Origin of the sequence: Clostridium sp. DMHC 10 (assembly GCF_001270375.1) — a bacterium.
GTDB classification, from domain to species: domain Bacteria; phylum Bacillota; class Clostridia; order Clostridiales; family Clostridiaceae; genus Clostridium_S; species Clostridium_S guangxiense.
The window spans coordinates 1-22,608 of the sequence record NZ_LGVB01000016.1 but is presented as its reverse complement, the minus strand read 5'-3'; the positions used below and the strand labels follow the sequence as shown (position 1 = coordinate 22,608).

The 22,608-nt window shown below is 29.5% G+C and carries 24 protein-coding genes and 3 pseudogenes; 11 read left to right on the top strand and 16 right to left on the bottom strand.

Annotated elements, in window-relative coordinates:
• Positions 1-86 precede the first annotated feature (86 nt).
• Positions 87-626, top strand: coding sequence for a superoxide dismutase family protein (locus AGR56_RS17415; protein WP_053243378.1), 540 nt, complete (start codon positions 87-89; stop codon positions 624-626).
• Positions 627-1,190: 564 nt separating this feature from the next.
• Here the strand turns inward: AGR56_RS17415 and AGR56_RS17410 are convergent.
• The 13 genes and pseudogenes from AGR56_RS17410 to AGR56_RS17365 form a co-directional block, all read right to left on the bottom strand.
• A pseudogene (locus AGR56_RS17410) lies at positions 1,191-1,941 on the bottom strand (SDR family oxidoreductase).
• 30 nt (positions 1,942-1,971) lie between these two features.
• On the bottom strand, positions 1,972-2,607 hold the full coding sequence (trmB, locus tag AGR56_RS17405) for a tRNA (guanosine(46)-N7)-methyltransferase TrmB (protein WP_053243377.1): 636 nt from the start codon (positions 2,605-2,607) through the stop codon (positions 1,972-1,974).
• 188 nt (positions 2,608-2,795) lie between these two features.
• On the bottom strand, positions 2,796-3,410 hold the full coding sequence (locus tag AGR56_RS17400) for a site-2 protease family protein (protein ID WP_157055851.1): 615 nt from the start codon (positions 3,408-3,410) through the stop codon (positions 2,796-2,798).
• 220 nt (positions 3,411-3,630) lie between these two features.
• Positions 3,631-4,794: a hypothetical protein gene (locus AGR56_RS17395; protein WP_053243375.1), complete on the bottom strand. Its 1,164-nt coding sequence runs from the start codon at positions 4,792-4,794 to the stop codon at positions 3,631-3,633.
• Positions 4,795-4,809: 15 nt separating this feature from the next.
• Positions 4,810-5,342, bottom strand: a pseudogene (locus AGR56_RS22335) (phosphodiester glycosidase family protein).
• Between the two features lie 355 nt (positions 5,343-5,697).
• Positions 5,698-5,856, bottom strand: coding sequence for a hypothetical protein (locus tag AGR56_RS22330; protein ID WP_242851587.1), 159 nt, complete (start codon positions 5,854-5,856; stop codon positions 5,698-5,700).
• Positions 5,857-5,878: 22 nt separating this feature from the next.
• Positions 5,879-6,004 carry a L,D-transpeptidase gene (locus tag AGR56_RS23085; protein ID WP_278279724.1) on the bottom strand — a complete coding sequence of 42 codons (126 nt, stop codon included), beginning with the start codon at positions 6,002-6,004 and terminating at the stop codon, positions 5,879-5,881.
• On the bottom strand, positions 5,970-6,293 hold the full coding sequence (locus AGR56_RS23080) for a L,D-transpeptidase (RefSeq protein ID WP_278279723.1): 324 nt from the start codon (positions 6,291-6,293) through the stop codon (positions 5,970-5,972). Before AGR56_RS23080 ends, AGR56_RS23085 begins: the two co-directional genes overlap by 35 nt.
• Entirely contained in the window at positions 6,256-6,441 is a 186-nt protein-coding gene (locus AGR56_RS17380) for a hypothetical protein (protein ID WP_053243374.1), read from the bottom strand. Before AGR56_RS17380 ends, AGR56_RS23080 begins: the two co-directional genes overlap by 38 nt.
• Positions 6,434-6,562 (bottom strand): hypothetical protein, encoded by a 129-nt coding sequence (locus AGR56_RS23075; protein ID WP_278279722.1) that lies wholly within the window; start codon positions 6,560-6,562, stop codon positions 6,434-6,436. Before AGR56_RS23075 ends, AGR56_RS17380 begins: the two co-directional genes overlap by 8 nt.
• A gap of 215 nt (positions 6,563-6,777) precedes the next feature.
• On the bottom strand, positions 6,778-6,993 hold the full coding sequence (locus AGR56_RS17375) for a hypothetical protein (protein ID WP_053243373.1): 216 nt from the start codon (positions 6,991-6,993) through the stop codon (positions 6,778-6,780).
• Between the two features lie 149 nt (positions 6,994-7,142).
• The gene (locus AGR56_RS17370) at positions 7,143-7,751 is read right to left on the bottom strand and encodes a hypothetical protein (RefSeq protein WP_157055829.1); all 609 of its coding nucleotides are present in this window, start codon (positions 7,749-7,751) and stop codon (positions 7,143-7,145) included.
• 84 nt (positions 7,752-7,835) lie between these two features.
• Positions 7,836-8,897: a phosphodiester glycosidase family protein gene (locus AGR56_RS17365; RefSeq protein ID WP_053243371.1), complete on the bottom strand. Its 1,062-nt coding sequence runs from the start codon at positions 8,895-8,897 to the stop codon at positions 7,836-7,838.
• A 769-nt stretch (positions 8,898-9,666) separates the two neighbouring features.
• Between AGR56_RS17365 and AGR56_RS17360 the strand changes: the two genes are divergently transcribed.
• The 7 genes from AGR56_RS17360 to AGR56_RS23610 all read left to right on the top strand — a co-directional run bounded on the left by AGR56_RS17360 (position 9,667) and on the right by AGR56_RS23610 (position 16,627).
• Positions 9,667-10,515 carry a putative ABC transporter permease gene (locus tag AGR56_RS17360; protein WP_053243370.1) on the top strand — a complete coding sequence of 283 codons (849 nt, stop codon included), beginning with the start codon at positions 9,667-9,669 and terminating at the stop codon, positions 10,513-10,515.
• A gap of 118 nt (positions 10,516-10,633) precedes the next feature.
• Complete coding sequence (locus AGR56_RS17355; RefSeq protein WP_053243369.1) at positions 10,634-11,236, top strand: TetR/AcrR family transcriptional regulator; 603 nt, start codon at positions 10,634-10,636, stop codon at positions 11,234-11,236.
• Between the two features lie 139 nt (positions 11,237-11,375).
• The gene (locus tag AGR56_RS17350) at positions 11,376-12,080 is read left to right on the top strand and encodes an ABC transporter ATP-binding protein (RefSeq protein WP_053243368.1); all 705 of its coding nucleotides are present in this window, start codon (positions 11,376-11,378) and stop codon (positions 12,078-12,080) included.
• 2 nt (positions 12,081-12,082) lie between these two features.
• Entirely contained in the window at positions 12,083-15,172 is a 3,090-nt protein-coding gene (locus AGR56_RS17345; RefSeq protein WP_242851586.1) for an ABC transporter permease, read from the top strand.
• A 13-nt stretch (positions 15,173-15,185) separates the two neighbouring features.
• Positions 15,186-15,434 (top strand): hypothetical protein, encoded by a 249-nt coding sequence (locus tag AGR56_RS23620; RefSeq protein WP_347460567.1) that lies wholly within the window; start codon positions 15,186-15,188, stop codon positions 15,432-15,434.
• A gap of 28 nt (positions 15,435-15,462) precedes the next feature.
• On the top strand, positions 15,463-16,050 hold the full coding sequence (locus AGR56_RS23615; protein ID WP_347460552.1) for an aminotransferase class I/II-fold pyridoxal phosphate-dependent enzyme: 588 nt from the start codon (positions 15,463-15,465) through the stop codon (positions 16,048-16,050).
• Positions 16,034-16,627, top strand: coding sequence for an aminotransferase class I/II-fold pyridoxal phosphate-dependent enzyme (locus AGR56_RS23610; protein ID WP_347460551.1), 594 nt, complete (start codon positions 16,034-16,036; stop codon positions 16,625-16,627). Before AGR56_RS23615 ends, AGR56_RS23610 begins: the two co-directional genes overlap by 17 nt.
• Before the next feature lie 258 nt (positions 16,628-16,885).
• Here AGR56_RS23610 and AGR56_RS17335 read toward each other — a convergent pair whose 3' ends face one another.
• On the bottom strand, positions 16,886-17,542 hold the full coding sequence (locus tag AGR56_RS17335) for a hypothetical protein (protein ID WP_053243367.1): 657 nt from the start codon (positions 17,540-17,542) through the stop codon (positions 16,886-16,888).
• Positions 17,543-17,856: 314 nt separating this feature from the next.
• Between AGR56_RS17335 and AGR56_RS17330 the strand changes: the two are divergent.
• Positions 17,857-18,634, top strand: a pseudogene (locus tag AGR56_RS17330) (GTP pyrophosphokinase family protein).
• Here AGR56_RS17330 and AGR56_RS17325 read toward each other — a convergent pair.
• On the bottom strand, positions 18,625-19,740 hold the full coding sequence (locus tag AGR56_RS17325) for an endospore germination permease (RefSeq protein WP_053243366.1): 1,116 nt from the start codon (positions 19,738-19,740) through the stop codon (positions 18,625-18,627). The pseudogene AGR56_RS17330 and the gene AGR56_RS17325 sit on opposite strands and share 10 nt — an antisense overlap.
• 104 nt (positions 19,741-19,844) lie before the next feature.
• On the opposite strand from AGR56_RS17325, the gene AGR56_RS17320 reads away from it, so the two are divergent.
• Both AGR56_RS17320 and AGR56_RS17315 read left to right on the top strand, forming a co-directional pair.
• Complete coding sequence (locus tag AGR56_RS17320; RefSeq protein WP_053243365.1) at positions 19,845-21,248, top strand: spore germination protein; 1,404 nt, start codon at positions 19,845-19,847, stop codon at positions 21,246-21,248.
• On the top strand, positions 21,245-22,357 hold the full coding sequence (locus AGR56_RS17315; RefSeq protein WP_053243364.1) for a Ger(x)C family spore germination protein: 1,113 nt from the start codon (positions 21,245-21,247) through the stop codon (positions 22,355-22,357). Before AGR56_RS17320 ends, AGR56_RS17315 begins: the two co-directional genes overlap by 4 nt.
• A 100-nt stretch (positions 22,358-22,457) precedes the next feature.
• On the opposite strand, the gene AGR56_RS20500 is transcribed toward AGR56_RS17315, so the two are convergent.
• Positions 22,458-22,595 (bottom strand): DUF2127 domain-containing protein, encoded by a 138-nt coding sequence (locus AGR56_RS20500; protein ID WP_347460566.1) that lies wholly within the window; start codon positions 22,593-22,595, stop codon positions 22,458-22,460.
• Between the last annotated feature and the right edge of the window lie 13 nt (positions 22,596-22,608).

The following is a 22,608-nucleotide window of genomic DNA, read 5'->3' as shown; positions in this document are numbered from 1 at the left end:
GCTGTATCACCTTAAATATTAGAATTGTAACAATTTTTTTTAAAATTACATAAAATATAAATTGTAATATTAAATTGGAGGTAACTATGCATTTTTCTGAATATCAATGTCCTTTTTTTAATTACCATGGATATAGAAGCGAGATGAATATTAGTAATAGACCTAGGAGAGCTGTTGCTAATATAACAGGAGGGCCACTAGCACCTAATATTAGAGGTACTGTAACATTTACGGGTGTACGTGGAGGAACTGAAGTTTCTGTTGAAGTTAATGGACTTCCTCCATATAGACGTGGAGGAGGTGGAAGACCTCAAGTTGGACCTTTTGGCTTTCACATACATGAAGGTGGGAGCTGTAGAGTAGGAAATAGTCAACAACCATTTTCAAGTACGGGAGAACACTGGAATCCAACTAATCAACCTCATGGAAATCATGCAGGAGATTTTCCAGTTCTTTTTTCTAATAATGGTTATGCAAGAATGACATTTTTTACAAATAAGTTTACGGTTCCACAAATTATAGGAAGGACAGTAATAATACATGAAAGCCCTGATGATTATAGAACGCAGCCAGCAGGAAATTCTGGTAGAAGACTAGCATGTGGCGTTATTCAGGCAGCAAGATAATTTCTATAGATATAGATAAACAAGCTGAAATATTTAAATTACCAATACCAAATTTATCCTTACAAATTGGAATTTGTCGAGCACTATAGTGAAGGGTTTTAACTCACTTCGTTTGTTAAAAGACTAAGGTTTTTCGCTATGCGAAAGACCAGCTAGTAATAGTCAATAGTTTAAAGAAAAAAAGTTAGAAATATTTTTAAAATAAAAAAGTGTATAGCAAACAAACCATTAAAGCAACCGAATAATGGAAAAAAATTCAAGACAGTTAAATTGGAAAAACATTATTAATAGTTTAATTTAGGTTTGACAAGCAAAGCTATGTCAAACCCTTCACTTTTTCACATAAGTGAAAAAGTTAGTTTTTTAATGAGCAGGGCGAATTAAAACCCTTCACTCAGCTCGACAAATTCCAGTTTATCAGGATAAATTTGGAGATTGCAATTTTAAAGTTTCAAGTTGTCTATCTATATATACGTTGTATTACCTGAAAGTCTAAAATTCTCTATCAAAGAAGTGGTTAATCTTAGCCCTGGAAGCATAATGAGCTAAAACAAAACCCGCGCGTTATATTCTTCCTCCATCAACAGTTAAAACCTGTGATGTTACATATGAAGCCTCATTGCTTGCTAAAAACACTACTGACTTTGCAATTTCTTCTGTCTTACCAAACCTCATCATTGGTATTTCATTTATGAGTTCGTCTTTTTTTTCCTTTAGAAAAAAAATTTTCATTCATGCTTGTATCTATAACTCCAGGAGAAATGGCATTGACCCTTATGCCTGATAGAGCTAGTTCTTTTCCTAGTGCTTTTGTAAATGAATCAATTGCACCTTTTGAGGAAGAATATAAAACTTCACATGAAGCGCCTACACTTCCCCATATTGATGATATATTTACTATAGAACCTGACTTTCTTTTAATCATGTCTTTTACCGTATAGCTTGTGCAATTATAAACGCCTTTAAAATTTACATTCATTATTTCATCATAGTCTTTTTCAGCCATATCTATAAAAAGTCCTATTTTAGATATTCCAGAGTTATTTATAAGTATATCTATTTTTCCAAAGTCATTCACAATATCTTCAATCATACTTTTAACTTCGCTATTTATACTTATATCACATCTAAATAAACTTCCATTTCCACCACTTTGTTTTACTTCCTCTAACGTTTGATTTGCACCTTTTTCATCATCTTTATAATTTATAATAACAATAGCCCCATGTTTTGATAATTCTACAGCTATACTTCTCCCTATTCCTCTTGATGCACCTGTAATAAGTGCAACTTTTCCCTTTAAATCTTCATACATATGAAATCATATCCTTCAACTACAAATTTATTACAAAAGTTTTGCTATCAAAAATTTTATTTTTATTCCTTGGCTTGAAAATTTCTTTTCATATTCAGTTTCTATATTTCCTTTAAAATCACTTTTATGTAAATCATAAGTAATATATTTTATTTCAAAACCACATTCTGAAAAGTAATCTAGAGATTCTGTAAATAGTTCATCATCATCCGTTTTAAACCAAATTTCGCTGCTTTCCCTCAAGAATTCTTTATATTTAGTTAAAAATTTGGTATGAGTTAATCTTCTTTTCTTATGCCTATCCTTAGGCCATGGATTACAAAAATTTATATATACCCTGCTTATTTCACCCTTATCAAACACATCATTTATAAACGCTATTTGAAGAGGCACTATTATAGCATTAGTTATTTCACTTTCAACTACTTTTCTAAGTGCAAGAACTAAAACCTCATCCTTAAGATCTATAGCTATAAAATTTTTATCTGGATTTCTAGCTGCAATTTTAGAAACAAACTCTCCACGCCCACAGCCAAGCTCAAGATATACATCATTATTATTCTTAAAAACTTCTTTCCATCTTCCTTTGTACTCACTTGGATTAGTTATACATAATGGGCTTTCTTCCATCTCCGGTCTTGCCCATCTTTTTTTTCTAAGTCTCATCTATCATTCTCCTTATTATATTTAATGCCTAAAATACTAATATAAATATACTATCTGTAACTTTTGAATTTTAGGTAACATAATCTATAGGATGATGTAAAAATGTAGGTATTCTTTTTTACGGGCCGCTCATAAGGCTTTATGTGCGATGTAGTAAAACCTATAGAATACCTTTTTTTCACAACCTCCTATATTAGTGCTCCTATCCTTAAAAACAGATTAGCTATATGCTCAGATGGTATACCTATAATAAAGGTTGCCAGTGATGAATTACCTCCAAAGATAGGCATAACTAGTGCAATTAATATTAACATTTGGTATCTATATAACGAATCTGCTATATTATAAAAAGCTTTTGGAAATAAATCTCTTAAAACATGAAAGCCATCTAACCCTGGTATAGGAATTAAATTAAACAAAAAAAACATGCAATTTATTGAAACTGTATATTTGGCCATCAAGTAAATTATAATAATAATTTCATTAAAAGGTAAAAACTTATTAATTGCTCCTGTTATTAATGCAAAAATAAATGCAACTAAAAGATTAGCCAAAGGACCTGCTATTGATACCTTTAAATCATCCTTATAATAATTTTTATATGCATTAGGGTTAGTTTCAACAGGCTTAGCCCAGCCAAAACCGACAAATACTATCATTATAAATCCAATCAAATCAATATGAGCTAATGGATTAAGTGTTATCCTACCTTGAAATTTAGGTGTTTTATCTCCTAATTTATCGGCTACAACAGCATGAGCATACTCATGAAATGTAAAAGCTATAAGTATTGCTGGCATCATAAGTAACTTTGCAATCGCTATCTGCCTTAACGTATCCAAATCAAATCACTCCATTCTCGCTTGAATATAAAAATACATGTAATTAATTATATCAGATTAAATAAAAAATTGCGAACTAATTAAAGTGAAGGATTTTAACTTCATTTTGCTCGTTAAAAGCCTTCACTATTATAATTGCTTCGCAATTTTTTAGTTGGACAGCCCCTATTAACATAGACTATTATTTAAGTTTTGTTTCTATAAGTTTACCTTTATCTGAATTAAAACTAACAACGTCATCGTCAGACATCCCTACATATTGACCATCAAATTGAGTTTTCTTTTTAGTTTTGATATTTTCTACTGTACCTCTAAGATTATCTATAATATGCATATCTCCAGTATTTGTAGAAATACTAATAAACTTTGGATCTATAGGTTTCCTTAGCTTAATTTCCTGCCAATCTGCCGTAAAATCATCGCTTTTGTTTCCTCTATTTGGTAAAATATCACTGCTCTTTATATTTGAATACTTACTATTACTACTTTGATTATCACTTCCTAAATTTTGAGAAGCAATAGACGCATAATAAATAGTATCAATTTTGCCATCAACTAAGTTTCCAACATATATATACTTATCATAAACCGATATGAGCTTATAATTGTCTACTCCACTTATCTGTACCTTTTGAGTTTCTACATCACCTTTACTCTGTTGCTTACTAATATAAACTTTTTTATCAATCTCATCCTCATATGCAAGTTTGTCTTCGGCCTTAAAAATATAATAATCTCCTATATTTTTTATTGGTAAATCCAGTTGATTTATTCCATTTGTAATGTCCAAAGAACTCATATATCTTTTAGTTGAACTTTTACTATAAGCAGATTTAATATAAATAAGAGTAGTAAGATTGTTTTGCTTCATGTTTAATATTGAATTTTTGCCCAAATAATATTTTCTAGCTTTATTTTCAGCATCCTGATTTTCTTCTTTGTTATTTGTATCTGGATAATATGTATAAACTTTAAAAAATAAATTATCCGGATCAAGTTCAAGCATTAAAAGAGAGTCGCTAGTACTGCTCCAATCAATACATACATTATCAATATCCACTCCCAATTTTATTGCATTACTTTTTCCAGTTAACATATTCACAACATAAATAGAACTTCCAGAATAATAATATGCATATTTACCTGTATATGAAGTTGTTATATTTTTAGCATCCTTAGGAATAGATACAGAAATAACCTCATCCTTTTTTTCAGTACTTTTTACAACTTTATAAGTAACATCTCCAGCATTCCTAAAATGGTATTTATCAAAATAATACAGTACACCAGTTTGGACAATTATAGAAACAATTATCCATATAATCAAATTTCTAAGTTTTCTCATATGAAATCTCCTTTTCTATGGTGCTACATAAAATATGTCCGGAACTGCTCTCTCACCTGTAGCACTAGATGGTTTATTGATTACTTCACCATTATAATATATAGTTGAAGATCCTCCTCCATCCATGCAAACAGCGTTAACAGCTTGAAGTTCTTTCATAAGCTGCTGTGCTTCTTGAAGAGTAGCTCCCATTTTCATAAAACCATGCCTTCCATCTATAACCAAAAAATTATACTTTTATCTGCTCTTTGACCTATAATTGTTCTTGGTTGTGCCCCTACCATATTAGTTCCTTCTTCAATGTAATTTTTTCCATCTTTAATTAAATATGAATCTGAAGATACAGCTTCAGTAACTCCCCTTGCTATAAGTTCATTTGGAGATTCCTTTGTTCCAACTTTCATGTTTCCATCTTTATCTATACTTACAACGTCATTCATTTCATCATCTAGCTTAGTAGAATCTGTTGGATAAACAATTTTACCATTAGAAATAACAACATTAGACGGAACTCCACCTGTTCCATTTCCTGTGGTATCCTGAAACATACCACCATTTATAGCGGCAACAGCATTATATTTTCTTGCCATGTCATGAGTAGTTTGTCCAACATATCCTAAATTACTTGTAACTCCAACTTTTACTCTTTTAGGATCTGATATTATAAGTGCATAAGCATTGGTATAATTACCACCAGATACTGGTTTAATATCTGTTATCAATGTAACACCAGTCTTCTTATCCACATCAACATTTATAACCTTAGTCTTAACATTCTTCACATTAGTAGCAGTAACCTTACTTTGTTCCTTTAGTATTTGTGCTATCTCTGCATCACTAAAAAACAGTTTAGCTATATATTGTTTTGTTCCTGTTCCCATCAAAATAGAAACGACATTGTTTCTAAAAATTTTTAAATGGTCCGTAAAACCCATATGGCAAAATTGTAAGTCCAGTAAATATAATCTCAAATATTATAAAAAATATAAACGTTTTAAAGAAACTTTTCTTCTTTTTTTTGGATTTTTTACCTGTTTTCCTTTTTTCTTGTTTCTTATCCATTATATTTCCTCTCTAATTAATCCTATTTTATATTAACCAATGTATCTCTTGGTATATTATCATACATCCATTTAGCATCTTCTATAGATAATCTTACACAGCCGTGAGAAGCTTTAGTGCCAAGTTTTTTTTGATTCTTCTTTTTCAATCACCTGATTTTTATCAAAAGGAATACTGTGAAATAGATAATTTCCCATAAATTGTACCCAGTAATATGCTCCTTCTTTATATTTTTCGCTATAAAAAGAATATCCTCGTTCTTTTACCCTATACTCACCTTTTGGAGTATCATACCCTTCAAGACCTGAAGAACATATAAAATCCTCTACCATTCTACTTTTTGCATCGTAAACATAAACCCTTTGCTTGCTTAGGTCAACTTGAACTTTAAGCGGTTTTTCAGCTTGTCCTAAAGCAATTAAACTTTTTTTTATCATCAGTTTCTTTATTTACACCATCGTTCTCAACCTGTTTAATATCTTTTATTTTTACATTTTTGTCCTTTTGAATATCAACCTCAGTACTTTTATATGTGCCATTAGTTTTAGCTTTTATATTCTTACTTACATACCTATCATTAACCATTAAACGTTCTGCCCAAAAAATAAGATGAAACATATACAATTGAAACTAAAACTATCCCGCTTAGTATGATAAATACTTTTTTTCCTTTTACCTTGTATTTATTATCAGCTTCGTTAACCAATTTATTAACTCCCCCTAACCCTGTAATACATATGAATATGCAAAGCATAAATGAATATGCTTAAGAAATACAAAATATTTATTTTTCTCATAAAAAAATACAAAAAATATTATACTTATTACAATACCAGACAATTAATATAATAATAACTATAAAACTCACTTAAGTCAAGATTAGATGTATCTTGTTACAAAAATGAAACATTCATATAAAAGTTAATTTATATTTTTTAACAATAATTTCGAATCACTTACTGAAGCAATTTTTCCATCGTATATTCCTATAAAATTTCCATCATAGGTACAGTAATTTTCATTTCTTACATTTGTAATTCTTCCATGATTTTCATCTACAAAATATATTTTTCCATCACCAATAATTTTAAGATTTTCGGCATCATATGAAGAATTAAGGTTAACTATCTTCCACAAATTTTGAGATTCTGCAAGTTTACCATAACAAATCTTATTTATTTTCCCAATTTTATTTCCTACATATATGTTGTTATCATCATCTGTTCCTAAAAGACTAAATTGAAGATTGCCATTAATATCTATAACTCTACAACTTGTGTTTGTTCTTACTCTAGAATTAGTAGCATCTTCATAAACAAGTTGATCATCCTTGATGCCACTCCTATTTTTCCTATTTTCTTAACTACAGTATTAATTTTTGTCATAGTCTCATTTGCATCTATTCTATAAATACTCGATAATCCATTTGCATATGAAATTTTTGCATACATAACACCAGTTAAAGTTGACATTGCCATAGATACTTGATTTTCACCCACACCAACCGGTATCGAATCTACTTTTTCAGTATTATAGTCTTTTATCTCCTCCTTAAGCTGATTTTCGGCATCATATGAATAAAATCTTATACTCCTACTGACACTAGACTTTATTTTTTCTGCTATTATCATTCTATTGCTATCTGAAATCCATTTATATGATAAACATTGAACTCCTCCACCAAATGATAATTTTCTGCCCTTGCCTGTATTAGTATCCACCACCTTTATTATTCCATTATCAAAATAAGCTGTATATCTGCAGTCAGATGAAAGACTTATATTATCAGCACCGTGTGGAATAGTTACATTTGGTTTTATTTGCTTTGCCTTATATACACTCTTAGCCTCAGTTACTTTTAAATTATCTCCACTTGAAAAATAAAATCTATCCAAATATAAATAAAGAGCAAAACTGAAAAACAAGTGATATTATAATCCATTTAATAAATATTTTAGATGCTTTCATTCTGATTACCTCTAGTCTTCAACATATATTGCTGTTGATATTGTCCTTTCTCCAAATTTATCGCATGGATTGTTTATTAAATGCCCATCAAAATACATTGTAGTTGATGCGCCACCATCCATATTTACTGCATTATATGCATGTTCCTCTACCATTATTTTTTGCACATCCTTTATAGAAGCTCCAAGCTGAATACCCTGCCTTCCATCAACTACAAGCAAAATAATAGCACCATCTTTTCTTTGCCCTATAGCAGTTCTTGGTTGTAATCCCTGGCTATCTATATTATTTCCATTTGTATCCCTATTTTGAACTACTCCATTAATAATTAAATTTGGTCCAAAATTAATAGCTTCAATTATGCCCTTTTGCTTTAGTTCAGCTATTGTATAATTTCCCACAACTAAAACTCCATTTTTAGTTATTCCAGATATCCCATAGTACTTTTGATTTTCATTTGCACTTTTAGGATATACAACTTTACCTTTGCTTATTATTATACCTATTGGGAATGCCCCTGTTCCAGTCCATAACTTTGTTGAATTAGCTCCCTTATCTTGAAACCCACCACCATTTATAGCAGCCATCGCATTATTATTTTTAGCAATTTGACTGGTTTTTTCTCCCTGGATTCCTAGCTTGGAGGAATACCCTATTTTTACTTTAGTTGGATTATGTATTATAAGTACATGGCCTGTAAATCCCGTTGACTTAACGGTTTTATAATCTATTTTGCTATCATATTTATTTACATTAATTTGATTTAAATCTTCATTTTGATAATTAGCAACTCCTACACTATCACCGTTTAAAATTTTTTGTATTTTAGTATCAGATAAAAACATTGTTGCCAAAAATTGATGTGAAAAAGTACTCATTGCAGTACCAACTATATTTTTTTTTAAGTTATTAAAAGGACCATAGTATACTATCCATGGTGCTGTTAAGAATCCAAATAATATTTGAAAAATAAAAAAATATGCAATAAATTTAGCTTTGCTTATTTTCTTTTTTGAATTTCTTCTTTTTAAATTTTTATTTCCACTATATGATGATGATTTGCTTAAAGACATATGTATCCTCCTTGTAGTTCTATTTTAATTCACATCTTTAGTAATATAATACAATTTATATTTTACAGCATTTTTTTATAAATTCCCATTAAAATTTTTTAATAGGCCTTTATTTAAACTTTTTAATAAAAAAAAGAACAGTTTTAACCTGCTCTTATAAAGATAAGCTCCATTTATAGTTAAAAGTTTTTTAATATATAAATTCAAAAACCTTAATAATAAATAGAATAACTATAAAATAAAAATAAACATGGATTAATTGATTGTTAAATAATTAACACTATCAAGATATATTTTATCATATTTTTAAAATAAATCAACTTATATATAAAAAAAAAAGTGCTATAATATATGATTGAAAAGTGATAATGTCTTAGTGTACCACATTTGATTATGTCCTCAAAAACAAAATTTATAGTATAATAAACCTCATTGCTAGAAATGAGAAAAATATTCCTTAACCTTTTGCCGTGGCAAAAACCTTCACCTTTGACAAGCAAAGCTATGTCAAACCCTTCACTTTTCACATAAGTGAAAAAGTTAGTTTTTTAATGAGCAGGGCGAATTAAAACCCTTCACTCAGCTCGACAAATTCCAGTTTGTAAGGATAAATTTGGTATTGGTAATTTAAATATTTTAGCTTGTTTATCTATAGTGAAACTAGCTCAAATACAAACTATATATGCACTATAATCCTTTGAAGGTTGGTATTTTGGTACATAAATAGTTTAAGTTTCGCAATGTTTCCACTATATAAGAGGTGATGCAAATGAGGAGTGTAATTATTTTTAATTTGTCATTTTATAATTTTATATTTTATTTTGCAATTTATGCTTTCTTGGGATGGTGTCTTGAAGTTGCATATGCGGCATTAAATACTGGAAAGTTTGTAAATAGAGGCTTTTTAAATGGACCTGTTTGTCCTATATATGGCTTTGGAGTTGTTTTTATCATAATCTTACTTAGTTCCATTAAAAATAATGTTATTATGCTATTTATTGGAGCTATTTTTATAACATCATTTATTGAATATATAACAGGATTTATTTTAGAAAGGATATTTCATAATAGATGGTGGGATTATTCTGATATGCCATTTAACCTCAAGGGATACATATGCCTTAAATTTTCGCTGGGTTGGGGAATTGCAAGTGTTTTTGTCATTAAAATTGTACATCCATTGGTTTATGATTTAGTAAATTTTATTCCGGAGTTAGTGGGAATTATACTTATAATAATAGTGATAATTTGTTTTATAGTAGATATTGTATCGGCAGTTGAAACTGTACTTAAATTGAATGTTAGAATTAGAAAAATCGATGAAGTATCAATAAAAATGAAAAATAGGTCAGATGCTTTAGCAGAAGAAATAGCAAGAAATACGATAGAATTGAAGAAAAGGTATAATGAAAATTCAGTTGAATTTAAGCAGAAATATGAAAACAATATAGTTGAAGTTAAAAATAAATATAAGGCAGAAATTAGAGAACTTAGGTACAACTACAATAAGCTTACAGAGAGAAAGCACATACTTCAAAGAAGAATTCTTAAGGCTTTTCCAAATATAAAATCAAAAAGATACTTTGGAGCACTTGAGGAATTAAAGAAGAAAATTTAATTCGGTTCACAATTCATACTTCATTGTGAATTGTGCACTGATTTAAGTTTCAAGTTGTGTATTCATTGACACTGCGATTTGAGTGCGTTACAATATAAAAGAGAACGGAGGTTTTCTAATGCAGTATTTAAAGGATGAGGTTAGAGAAAAAATACTTAAAGAGGCTTTAAAGGAATTTGACAAAAGTGGATATGAAGGAGCGTCTATAAGAAATATAGTTAGAAATGCATCCACGTCAGTAGGAAATTTTTATAAGTATTTTCAAAGTAAAGATGATCTATACGAAAAACTCATAGGATCCGTGTATTATGATCTTATAGGATATTTGGAGAAGTTTGATAAAGTTAAATTTGATGATAACACAGAAAATATTTGTTATTGGCTTATTGATAAAATGGTTAATATGATGAAGAATAACAGCGTGGAAATTTCAGTGCTTATAAATAAAAGTTTAGGGTCTAAATATGAGAATTGTAAAACTACATTTGTGGATTATGTAACTAATACGGTTACTAAAAACATAGAATATCAATTAGGACTAAATAAAAAAAGGCTTAAAGATAATTTTATTATATATATCCTTTCTTGGAGTCTTATAGAAGGTGTCGCTGTAATTGTGGAAGAAAAAAAAGAAGGAGAAGAAGTAAGAAAATATATTCTTAACCTTGTTGAAATTTTTTATAGTGATATCATAAATAAAGTTGAAAGTGAGGAGGTGTAATTTTTTATTTTAAATATATCTATATGTACTTATAGACGCTTTGTTTTAAATAAGTGTAAAAATCAATACTTATTATTTAAAACAAAACTTTATTATTTCAATTAAAAGAGAACCATGGTTCACAAGATGGAGGCGAGATATGAATAGTTTTATAGAATTAAAGAATGTAAAAAAGACCTATACTATGGGCGAAGTTGTAATTAAAGCAGTAGACGATGTTTCTTTTTCAATCGATAGAGGAGAATTTGTTATTGTACTTGGCGCTAGTGGTGCAGGAAAATCCACAATATTAAATCTTCTAGGTGGAATGGACCAAGTTACTAGTGGAAGCATACATGTGGATGGCAGTGAAATAAGCAAATACAATAAAAAAATGCTCACAAAATACAGACGTGAAGATATTGGCTTTGTATTTCAATTTTATAATTTAGTTCAAAATTTAAATGCAGTTGAAAATGTTGAATTAGCAGTAGAAATATGTAAGGATTCAATTAAGCCTGAAGAAGTTCTTAAAAATGTTGGGCTTGAAGATAGAATGAAAAATTTCCCCGCACAACTTTCAGGAGGAGAACAGCAAAGAGTATCTATAGCTAGGGCTTTGGCTAAAAAACCTAAACTTCTTTTGTGTGATGAGCCAACAGGTGCACTTGATTATAACACTGGAAAATCCATATTGAAACTTCTTTCAGACACATCAAGAGAATACAATATGACAGTAATAGTTATAACTCACAATTCTGCAATAGCTCCAATTGCAGATAAAATAATAACTGTAAAAAGTGGAAAAGTAGAAAGTGTAAAGAAGAATCATAATCCAGTTCCTATAGAAAGTATTGAGTGGTAATTATGAAGAAGACATTTTTAAAAAACTTATTTAGAGACATATATAAAACATTTTCTAGATTTTTATCTATAGTTATAATTATAGCAGTTGGCGTGGCTTTTTACGCAGGGGTAAGAGCAACAAGTCCTGATATGAAAAAGTCTGGAGATTACTATTTTGATAAAACTAATTTTATGGATTTTAAACTTATTTCTACACTTGGAATAACAAAAAATAATATATCTGAAATAAAAAAAGTAAGTGGGATAAAAGATATTTATGGTTCAAAATCAATAGATGAAATAGTAGTTAAAAATAAACATTCTCTTGTTGTAAATATTAATTCTCTTCCAGAAAATAATATGAATAAATTATTGTTAACTAGCGGAAGAAAACCTAATAATGATAAAGAAGTAGTTGTAGAGGAGAGATTTTTAAAAGAAAATAAATTTAAAATAGGAGATAAAATAACAATTAAGTCTGGAAATGATACAAATATAAAGGATAGCTTAAAGGAAGATAAATTTAAGATAGTAGGAACGGCAAAATCACCACTGTATTTTTCAACTCAAAGGCAGCTTAGTTCTGTGGGAGATGGTTCTGTAAAGGGATTTATTTATATACTTCCAGAGGTTTTTAAAAGTGAAGTTTATACGGAAGTTTATGTTACTACAGATAAAGATGAAACAAAGAATAGTCTTATGCACAATGATGAATATAAGGAAGCTAACAATTATATAGAAAAGGACCTTAAAAACCTTGGAAAGAAATTAAATAAAGAAAGATATAAGGAAGTATATGATGACGCAAATAATAAAATAAAAGATGCTGAAGATAAGCTGAAAAAAGCTGAGAAAGAAGCAGATAATCAATTTAAGGAAGGATATAAAAAACTTTCAGATGCACAGCAAAATATCTATAATGGGAAGAATGAGCTTAATAAAAATGAAGCACTTTTTAATAATAAAATTGCAGATGGACAAAAGCAAATATCAGATGGTCAAAAACAAATTGAAGCCGCAGAGGCGGAAATAAATTTAAAGTCAAAAGATATAGAAAATGGTAAAGTTAGTTTTGAAGCAGCTAAAAAGCAGATAAGTTATGGAGAGGCACAATTAAGTGAAGGAAAAGCTCAAGCTGCAAACTCAATAAATAGTGCAATTAAAGAAAAGGTTGAAGGTGCTAAAAAGCAGCTGGAAAGCGACCCCACTAATACAGCATATATATACCAATATAACGTGTTAAATAGAATTTATGAAAATGATATAAATGGAAAAACCTTTGATGATATATATAATGCATTAAAAAATGATGGGTCACTGTCTCAGATAAGCAGTTATTTTGATATTGAAGGGCTTAAAAATAATTTTAATGCAGGCGAAGCCAAATTAAGTCAAGGAAAACAGCAAATTGCGGCTAATGAAGCAGTAATTTATGATGGTGAAGCTAAATTAGAAGAAGGAAAAAAAGAGCTTGAAACAAATAAACTAAAAATATCAAATGCTGAGGCTCAGCTTGAAACTTCAAAAAAGGAAGGTCAGGAAAAGCTTGATGAGGCTAAAAATAAAATTGAAGCCGGACAAAAAGAAATTGATGATAATACTAAAAATTTAAAGGAAGAAGAAGCTAAAGCAAATAAAAAATTTAAAGATGCTGAAGAAGATATTGCTGACAATAAGGATAAGCTTAAAGATATTAAAAGTCCCGATTTTTATGTGCTTGGAAGAAGTCAAAATATTGGTTATGAGAGCTATAGACAGGACAGCAATAGAATAGACAATATTGGAAAGGCATTTCCTTTAATATTTTTTCTTGTTGCAGCATTAGTAAGTCTTACAACTATGACGAGAATGGTTCAAGAAAATAGAATAGAAATTGGAACTTTTAAAGCTTTGGGATATTCTAAAGGAACAATAATATCTCACTATCTTATATATGCACTATTAGCAAGCTTGATTGGAAGTTTAATAGGTATTTCTTTTGGATTTAGATTATTTCCACCGCTTATAATTAATGCATATGGTTCTCTTTATGCAATACCAAAGGCTATAACACCATTTAATGTAATTCTTGCTGTTGAAGCATCTATTATAGCCATATTTTTCACTACAGTTGCAGCAGTAGCATCAACAATGGAGGAATTAAGAGAGGTTCCAGCATCTCTTATGAGACCAAAGCCGCCTAAAGCAGGAAAGTTAATATTGCTTGAGAGAATTACATTTATATGGAATAGATTAAAATTTACAAGAAAAGTTACAGCAAGGAATATATTTAGATACAAACAAAGGCTTTTTATGACGGTTATAGGAATTGCAGCATGCACTGGGCTTATGATAACAGGTTTTGAACTTAAAAGCGGAATAAGAGGTGCAGTAGAAAAACAATTCACTAATATTTATAAATATGATATTCAGACTAATTTAAAAAATGAAATTGATTACGCAAAAAAAGAAAAAATAAAAAGCGAATTAAAAGAAGATTCGAACATAAAATCAGAGTTATTCACTTATTCTAAAAATGTAACTGTAAAAAATAAGAATTCAAGCAATATGGATGCGTATATGGTTGTGCCAGAAAACAAAGATGAACTAAACAAGTATATAGGACTTAACAAAAAAAATAAGGCTCTGGAACTTTCTGATGATGGGGTAATTGTTACAGAAAAGCTTTCGAAACTTACAGGAAAAAAGGTTGGAGATGTTTTTGATGTAATGGTTAATGGTAAGACCATGAAAGTTAAAATATCCGCTGTGACAGAACATTATATACAACATTATATTTATGTAAGTCCTAAGTACTATAAAAAAATATCAGGTGAAAAAGCTAAATTTAATGGCTTTTATGGGCTGCTAAAAAGTACTTCTACAAATTCACAAAATAATACCTCTAAAATTCTATCAAAAATTAAAGATGTAGGTTCAGTAAGTTTTAAGAATAATGTACAATTTGATTCCAACAAGAGCATGAAGAGTATAAATTCAGTTGTACTTATATTAATAGCGGCTGCTGGAGTTCTTGCCTTTGTAGTAATATACAATTTGACAAATATAAATATAAATGAAAGAAGAAGAGAACTTGCTACCATAAAACTTTTTAGGTTTCTACAACAATGAACTTGCGGCTTATATATACAGAGAAAACATAATACTTACGGCTATTGGAAGTATAGTAGGTATATTCTTTGGAATATTTCTTCAGAATTTTGTTATTGTAACAGCAGAAACTGATGTGATGATGTTTTTGAGAACAATTAGCCCTATATATTTTGTATATTCTATTTTACTTACAATGTTATTTTCCATTATTGTAAATTTGGCAATGTACAATAGATTTGATAAAATAGATATGGTAGAATCACTTAAGAGTGCAGAATAAATTTAAGGAATACATGGGGGAGAACAAAATGTATTGTTCTAAAAAAATGGAAGCATTGTCTTCTGCTATATTTACGAAACTTAATGATAAAAAACTTGAGCTTATTTCAAGTGGTAAAGAAGTTATTGATTTTAGTATTGGAACTCCAGATATACCTCCGGATAAACATGTTGTAGAAGAACTTCAATATGAAACTGGAAAAATTGAGAATTACAGATATGCTATAAGTGATAGTGAAGAGCTAATTTTAGCTGTTATTGATTGGTATAAAAATAGGTACAATGTTAAGATTGAAAAAGATGAGGTGACTTCTCTTTTGGGATCTCAAAGTGGATTCGCAGAAGTTGCTTTATCGATGATTGATCCAGGTGATGTGGTTTTAACCCAAGATCCTGGATACCCTATTTTTTCTGTTGGACCATATCTTGCAGGCGCAGAGATACATAAAATGCCACTGCTTAAGAAAAATAATTTTTTAATAGACTTTGATGCAATAGATGAAGAAGTGGCTAAAAAGGCTAAAATGATGGTTGTATCATATCCTAATAATCCAACTGCGTCAATAGCGCCTAGAGAGTTTTATGAGGAACTTGTCGATTTTGCAAAAAAAATATGATATAGCTGTACTTCACGATAATGCATACAGTGAACTTGTATTTGACGGAAATATTGGCGGCAGTTTTCTTGAGATTGAAGGTGCAAAAGAAGTTGGAATAGAGTTTAATTCTTTTTCAAAAACATACAGTATACCAGGCTGCAGAATTGCATTTGCTATAGGAAATAAATATATGATAAAGCAGCTTAAAACACTAAAATCTCATGTGGATTATGGCATGTTTTTACCTTTTCAAAAAGTAGCAGCAAAAGCACTTTCAGGTTCAAGGGAGTACATAGATACTGTTAGAAATACTTATGAAACCAGAAGAAATTTACTTATAAACGGGCTAAATAAAATAGGATGGAATATAGATATGACAGCAGGTAGCATGTTTGTATGGGCAAGAATTCCTTCAAAGTATCAATCTTCTATTAAGTTTACATTAGATTTAATGGAAAAGACAGGAGTTATTGTCGTTCCAGGAAGCAGTTTTGGAGATGAAGGAGAAGGCTTTGTAAGAATGGCTCTTGTTCAAGATGAAGAGCACATCTTAAAAGCCATTGAAAACATAAAAAATAGCGATATTGTGAAGTAACAATGCTTCGTCGCGTTAAAAAAGTCCTATAAATCTTGGTGGCTATTTTAAAATAGTTCTTGCTTTGAGTTCAAGAAGGATAATGGGCAAAGCCCAAGCCCCGTATATGTTTATACTCGCTGAAAAAATGTTCAGACAATTGAAATATCTAAGCATTTTACAATTTTTCAACCAAGATTTATTAGGACTTTTTTAAATCGTTCCTTCAGCATTGTTACTTAACTCTCACAGTAGTGCAAGGAAAAAATTCCTCCGTACCTACGGAATTTTAGGTGTGAATCTTTGTAACCAATTAAATTTTTGAATTGCTCTTTTATCATTTAATGGAATTTTATCAATGTTTGCACCTAAAGAGCATAATTTATTAACAATGCCTTCATATCCACGTTCAATGTAGTCAATCTGACGAATAGTAGTATATCCGTCTGCTACTAATCCTGCAATTATCATTGCAACACCAGCACGTAAATCTAAAGCACATACTTGAGCACCAGTTAATTTTTGAACACCATCAATTATGGCTGTTGTACCATTTTCTACTTTAATATTTGCACCCATGCAAGTTAAATATTTAACATATCCAAAACGACTCTCAAAAATCGTTTCAGTAACAGTACTGTTACCTAAAGATATAGCTAATAAAGTCGTAATTTGTGGCTGAAAATCAGTTGTAAATCCGGGGTATGGTAAAGTTTTTACATTTGCATGTTTTAATTGACCATCTACACTAATATGGATTGAATTATCAAATTCCGTAACATTAACTCCTATTTCAATTAGTTTAGCTGAGATAGCTTCTAAATGCTTTGGAATAACATTTTTTATTAGTACATTTCCTTTTGCTGCATTTTTGCTTCCACTAATTTTTACATTACCTTGAAGAGCTTTTCCACCCTTTATAATATATTGTTCCATAAAATGCCTCCAATATTAAACATTTTTTCTTACACTTTGATAAAAATATTATTTTTTTCTACAACAATAATCTCTATTTCTTGCTCTTGAAATTTTTTTAATTCATCTTCAGCTGTGTTCCAATCATTTATAAGAATGTCAAGTTTACTCGCGGCACATATGCTTGTGCGTCCAGCTAAGCTGGACTATACTAACTGGTGAAAGTCCAGTCAAGGTAATTGCCAAGAAGTCTTGTAACAAACCACCAAGCGTAGTAGAAATACTTAGTATTTATTTAAAATATTTGTTTAAGAGGGAGAAAGCTGTATGACAAAATTTTGAGTGGAAGGCATTTTTTAATACCTTATGAGCAGGCAGTAGAAGAGCTAAAAGTTAAGTTTAAAAGCATAAGAAAAGAATATAGGAGGAGAAACGAGTATTCACCAATAGAATTTGTAACAGGAAGGGTAAAGGAAATTTCTAGTATACTTGAAAAGGCCAATAAATTTAATATTCCTATGGATAGAATTGGATATGAAATGGAGGATATAACTGGCATAAGGATAATGTGCCAATTTGTTGATGATATAAATAAAGTTGTTAATATAATACGTGGAAGAAAAGATATGCAGATAATGTATGAGAAGGATTATGTTGCTAATGTAAAAAAAAAGTGGATATAGAAGCTATCATATGGTTATAAAATATCCAATAAATATGGCAGATGGACCAAAAGAAATACTTGCAGAATTACAAATAAGAACTTTGGCTATGAACTTTTGGGCAACTATAGAACATTCGTTGAATTATAAATATAAACAAGATATTCCTGAAAATATAAAGGGAAAATTAAAAATGGCTGCAGATGCTGCTTTTCAGTTAGATGAGCAAATGCTTGAAATAAAAGATGAAATTATGGATGCTCAAAAATTATTTGAAATAAAATCAAGTCTCATTTCTAACATTATAAATAATATTTCACTCATTTCATCTACAGGCAAGGCTAAGGATGCTTCAAGATTTAGAAATAAGCTTAATTTACTCATTGAAAAAGGAGAGGTAAATGAGCTAAATAATTTATTAAAGGATACTGAAAAATTGCTTCACAAATAAATCTTTGTGCTATTTAGAAAGCGTTTTTGGTTTGCCACTTTTTTACTTTTCGAAATGTAAATTATAAATACTATAGCTGGAAGCAGTATGAAATTTGCAAATGATATGTATGTGTAGTAATTTAGTATCTTAAAAAGTGTAACTGTATTTTGGCTTAGAATACAAGAAAAAACAAAGACAATGGCACTTATGATATATACAGTATATTTACCATCGAGTTTGGTGCCTTTTAGCAGTATTAGCAGCGAATAAAAAGTTAATATATATTTTATAAACCAACCTCCAACTACTTGAAAGAGAACATAAAATTCACCGCTTTCAATAAAATCAAAATAATTTATAAGTTGTGTTTGTATAAGTCTTGGATAATACATGTTAGTTAATCTTTTCTCTGAAAATGTCATTAAAAGGCCTATAGATGTAAAAATTTGAATTTCTGCGAGTATGGTTAAGCCTATCAAGATAGGTTTAGCCAATTTATTTTTTGTTTTAATTTTATTTATTATAGGAAATATTATTCCGAATCCTGAATACATTGCAAAACCTTTTAAGGAGCACATAAGCAAATTTTTATCAAATCCATTTTTTAAAATTGGAAAGAGATACCTAGCATGCCTGTATTTTATAAGCAATGAAGATAAGTTTATTCCTGATAACATTATAAGAGGAATTCCAATTAAAGTTACTGATAATATTGCTCCTTCCCCCTTATAGACAGTATATAATGTTGGAAGTATAAAAAATATGACAAAATACCACTGAGGCGTTTCAAATAAGATATTAACATGTAAAAGGTTTGCTTCAACCGACGAACATTCGATTAAGGTTAAAATTAGACATATTGCAAATAGCGTAAGAAAAAGCACACCTAATGGTTTTCCTAAAGAAGTGCAATATATAGCTTTTAAGTCATCATCATGATTATTACATTTAAATGCTTTTATTACTAATAAGCAAAATAATAGTAAAAGCATTGTCGCAACAATAACAGCTATCCAAGTATCTCTTCCACCTAGTGCTGTCATAATTGTCGGATATGTTTTCATTGAAAGCATTGGGACCGCTATAATAATTGGTATAAGATAATTTTTGTTAAGGCTTTTCATATTTGAAACGTTCCTTTCAATAAAAATTCAGTATGGATTTATTATTTTCTAACCCAATGAATATTATTCAAATTTCTAGAGGATAATAAGTTTGGGTGGTAAATATGAATGAAGATAAACTCAAATATATAAAGGAAAAATTCAAGGGAAATGTAGATGTAAAGTATAGAATTATTGAATCTGAAAATGGAACTATAACTATGATTTTTATAGATAATCTTTGTGATTCACATTTTATAAGTGAATATATAGTAGCTCCAATACTTGAATATAAAGATAATATTAAGAGTTTGGAGGATATTAAAAATAATTCACTTTTTGCATTTTCTATAGGTGATGTTAAGGATAAAGGGGATGCAATCCTTCATATATTACTTGGTGATGTGGTTATAATATGTGATTTTTGTGAAGGAATGATGTTCTGTGAGGCTAAAGGATTCGTAAGAAGATCTGTAAGTATACCAATAACAGAGAATGTTCTAAAAGGACCAAGAGAAGGATTTACAGAAGCTTTTGTAGATAACATTTCACTTATAAGAAGAAAAATAAGAGATGGAAATTTAAAATTTGAAAGTGTTATGGTTGGAGATAAGTCACAGACAGTAGTGGTTGTAGCATATTTAAAAGGTACTGCTCCAGAAGGACTTGTAAATGATGTGAAAAATAAAATTAAGCAAATTAGTACAGAGTATATTCTTGATACTAACTATATAGAAGATAAGCTAAAAAGTAGAGGCACAGTATTTGATACGGTTGGTTATACAGAGAAGGCAGATATAGCAGCAGCTAAAATTCTAAAAGGAAAGGTTGGAGTAATAGTTGATGGAACACCATTTGTAATAACTGCACCGTATTTTTTTTATGAGAACTTTCAAGCAGCAGATGATTATTATCTCAATAAATATGTTGTTAATTGCACAAGAGTTTTAAGGTGGGTTGCATTTATGATAACTTTACTATTGCCGGCACTGTATATTGCAATTACGACTTATCATTTTTCTTTGATTCCATCATTATTTATTTTTAGATTGTCTCTTTCAAGGGCAGGAGTTCCATTTCCTACAATAGTTGAAATACTTATGATGGCATTGTTTTTTCAAATATTAAGAGAAGCCGGAATAAGACTTCCGCAGCCTGTTGGTCAGGCAATGAGCATAGTTGGTGCTTTAATCTTAGGTGAATCCGCAGTTGGTGCAGGCTTAGCATCAGAAATAACAATCATAGTTGTAGCACTTAGTTCTATATCATCATTTTTGATTCCAAAACTATATGGAGCTATTTCTATTTGGTCATTATTAATAACATTACTTGCGGGATTTTGTGGACTTCCTGGGCTTTATGTTGGTTTTTTTGTATTTATTTCACATGTAGGTTCTCTTAAAACAATGGGCTATCCTTATATATATCCAATAAAAACAATGAGGGATGTTAGAAATGATGATCAAGTGTTAAGAGGTGATCTTGATGAAATAAGTAATCAATCATTGAAAAAGGATGATAACATATGAAGAAAAGATATTTATCTATATTTTTAATTTTAATTTATATTACTACGTTTACGGGATGTTTTAATTATAGAGATATTGATAAAATTGTTTTTGCCACTGCTTTAGTATATGATATAGATCCAGACAATAATGTTTTGGTTTATTTAGAGGCATTCGAATCACAAAGAACTTTAACTAAAGGCAGTGAAAAGTCTCAAAGATTGATATTTAGAGGAAGAGGAAAGACTGTATTTGAGGCAATAAGGGATATAAGTTTACAATCTGGATATGAAATAAATTATACTCAAATTAAGGCTATAATATTTTCTGAAAAGGCAGCAAGAGCCGGAATTAAGCAATTTATAGATGTTTTGACAAGAAATCCTCAATTTTATTTAAAGCCATATATGGCTGTTTATACAGGAAATGTTGAAGAAATTTTACAAGGTGGTTTTAAAGAAGAACAGTATGTAGGTATTCTAATAAATGACTTGATGAAAAATGTAAGAGTTTCAGCGAGAGCAGTAAGAATTCAATATGCAGATTTTTTAAATCAAAGAACTGAACTTGATAGGGCAAGTATAATGACTGTCATAAGTCATGGGAAAAATAAATATAAAAATTCTGTTGAACTTAATGGTGGAGCTGTTTTTGTAAATGATAAAATGATTGATGTTATCGAAAAATCGGAAACAGAAGCATATAACTTTATTGTTAACAGAATTAGTTCAGGAGTAATGGAAGTTATAAGTCCGACAAACAAAAGTAAATTTATCTCACTTGAAGTACTTAGGAATAATACTAAAACAGATATAAGTTATGATAAAAATAAGGTGTACTTAACTAAGAAAATGAATGTAAGGGCATCTATAGCTGAAAGTCAGCAAGAGATAAATTTAAGTAAAGAAAATATTAAAAAAATAGAAATAAATGCTGATAAAAATTTAATTAATAATGCTAATAAGATTTTTAATAAATTTAAGAAAAAGGGTATAGATATATTTAATATTGAGGATGATTTCGAAAACAAATATAAAATTAGAAGGAAAAATTTGATACAAAAAACACAGCTTAATATTGAACCAGTAGTTACAATTGAGGGAGGTGGAAAATCAGCATCATTCTATTAGGAATACGATGAATATTACCAGCAAAACACATGACGAGACAAAAGTGGGTAAAATCTTTAAATTTTATCCACTTTAAGTTATCATCAATAGCTTCTTCTGATTAGATAAAAGCGCTTTTTATTCTTCTATATTCTATAAAGGTTAATATTATCATTATAACATCAAAAATAGTTAGTATTAGTAGCCCAATAGAAGGATTTAGTATATATCTATAAATTTGATATATTATAAACATAATTAATGATATTATA